Annotated in this window: 3 protein-coding genes; all 3 read right to left on the minus strand. The window is 66.1% G+C overall.

All coding sequences use genetic code 11. The features are described 5' to 3' along the window. Positions 1-47: 47 nt before the first annotated feature. Positions 48-641: a DUF4291 domain-containing protein gene (locus tag J0695_RS31405; RefSeq protein WP_206967820.1), complete on the minus strand. Its 594-nt coding sequence runs from the start codon at positions 639-641 to the stop codon at positions 48-50. Continuing rightward, complete coding sequence (locus J0695_RS31410) at positions 634-1,209, minus strand: hypothetical protein (RefSeq protein WP_242553433.1); 576 nt, start codon at positions 1,207-1,209, stop codon at positions 634-636. Before J0695_RS31410 ends, J0695_RS31405 begins: the two co-directional genes overlap by 8 nt. 14 nt (positions 1,210-1,223) lie before the next feature. Next, positions 1,224-1,954: RHS repeat-associated core domain-containing protein (locus J0695_RS31415; RefSeq protein ID WP_206967825.1), on the minus strand; the 731-nt coding region annotated here is incomplete at its 5' end.

Below are 1,954 nucleotides of genomic sequence, written 5' to 3' on the forward strand. Positions count from 1 at the left end.
GATGGTGGGGCGGGCTTCATGCCTGTCCCACTGCCCCCACGGTGGCGCTAGCCGTGAGCGCCGACGCGCTGCCGGAGTGCGTCGCTCAGCGGGTAGTGGACTTCGTCCGGCAGTTTGCGTGCCGCTTCCCGCACATCCCCGGCACGGATGTCGGAGCGTATCGAGTGCACCAGTGGGGTGATGTCCGTGATGCCGGTGATCCACTCCTCGACGTACCGCTTCACGGACTCCCCCGAAAGTCCCACCTGGATCGCCCGGTATTCGAGCGGATTCAGGGTCATCGACCGGTCAGGATCCCACTGAATCCGAACCGGGCTCTCCTTGAGTTCCGCGCGCCAGTCCTCCTTGGCGGAATGGACGGTACGGTCGAAGTGGCTCAATGACGCATGCCCCAGAGCCCATTCAAATCCGGCCCGTGTGATCTCGACCGCGAGCACGCGCTCCTGTCCCGGCTTCTCCGCCCATCCGGACCGGTACATCATCCAGAGAAATGACGGCTTGATCCACGTCATGCGCTCGACCTTGAAAGGGGACACGAACGTCCCTGCTTCCACGGCCGGATCAGCGATGGCCGCCGGGTACGCCTGGTACACGGTGACGGTGGATTCCGTAAAGGCGGCTCGCACCAGCCGGTCAGTCATCGACGTCCTCCCCGCCGGCTTCTGCCGCCCATGCCCCGGTCCGCTGGACGGCAGGCCCGTCGACATGCAGCGCGCCGGCCGTGTAGGCCAGCCATCGCAGCTCCTGGCAGCCGAAAAAGGACTCGCCCCAGCTGTCGACCCACAGGCGGACCTTCGAGTCCCCCGGCTGCGTGGCGTCCCACCACTCCCACCCCCGGGAGTCGTCCTCGGGGTCGAACCGGAAGAGCCAGTCCTGCAAGGCCCACGGCCGGCTCTCCATGTCGCGGACGAAGGCCTCCCTGCCACGCCTCGCGAATTCGGGCGCCTGCTCCGGGGCCGCCGAGGGCTCCGGACTGATCGCGGCGAACCAGTCGGGCACACCGTCGGCCGGCAGGTCATCCGCGTCGAAATCCGCAGTGCCGCCCAGGCGGACCGCGACCGCGAGCACGGACCGCAGACGACGGACGTACTCCCCGGTGTCGCCGTCCACATCCACCGTGAATTCACACAGCACCGGCGGTGCCGAGTCGAACCCGGGGCGGTTGCCGACACGTTGGAGTTCCGCTTCGAGACTTTTCACGCTGTGCATCACCGAACTAGAACTTACCCTTCTTGGACTACGTGACCCGATCCTGGAATTATGTGCCCACGAAGCCCGTCGAGCAGCTTCCCGGAGATTCCGTAGAGGTCCGTCCCCTTTGTCGGGTCCGATATCTCCGGATACTCCTGCAGAAGCTGTTTCCATTCCTGACGGGTGAAGGACGCGCCATCGGGATGATCATCGCGGTTCTGCGGAATGGCGTCGTCCCGGAGCGAATCGCGATACTCGCGGGGCACGTCGAATGACACGATCTGCCCGTCTTCGCCACGGAACTCCGTGGTATGCCGGAGATCGCCGCTCATGTTGAGGTAGAGCTTCCCGTCACCCGTGATGGTCACTTCACCATTGTCGCCGATGTGCACGCGCTGGCTGAGCGGGTGGTCCGTCTGTTTGCGGTAGACGGTCACGACGTCGTCGTCCGTGCACTCGGACAGCCCCAACGGGTCGGTCCACAGGTGCGGGTTCCGGACATAGCCGAGCGGGTTGGGAGCTGGGGCGAGGCCGAGCGGGTCCGGGGTGAGGTAGCGGGCCGTCTCGGGATCGTAGTGACGGAAGTAGTTGTAGTGCAGTCCGGTCTCGGGGTCGAAGTACTGGCCCGGGAAGCGCAGCGGTGTGTACGCCGTGGCCGCGCGGCTCCACACCGTGGCGCCCCACAGCGTGGAGCGGGACCGCCATGCGATGTCCCCGTGTTCGTCGACGAGTTCGGTGGGAGCGCCGACCAGGTCGGTGACGA

The organism is Streptomyces beijiangensis (assembly GCF_017315755.1).
Lineage (GTDB): Bacteria > Actinomycetota > Actinomycetes > Streptomycetales > Streptomycetaceae > Streptomyces > Streptomyces beijiangensis.

Bases quoted from the DNA above. Each gene is read 5' to 3' on its own strand.
- J0695_RS31410 (WP_242553433.1), bottom strand. From the start codon at position 1,209: ATGCACAGCGTGAAAAGTCTCGAAGCGGAACTCCAACGTGTCGGCAAC.
- J0695_RS31405 (WP_206967820.1), bottom strand. From the start codon at position 641: ATGACTGACCGGCTGGTGCGAGCCGCCTTTACGGAATCCACCGTCACC.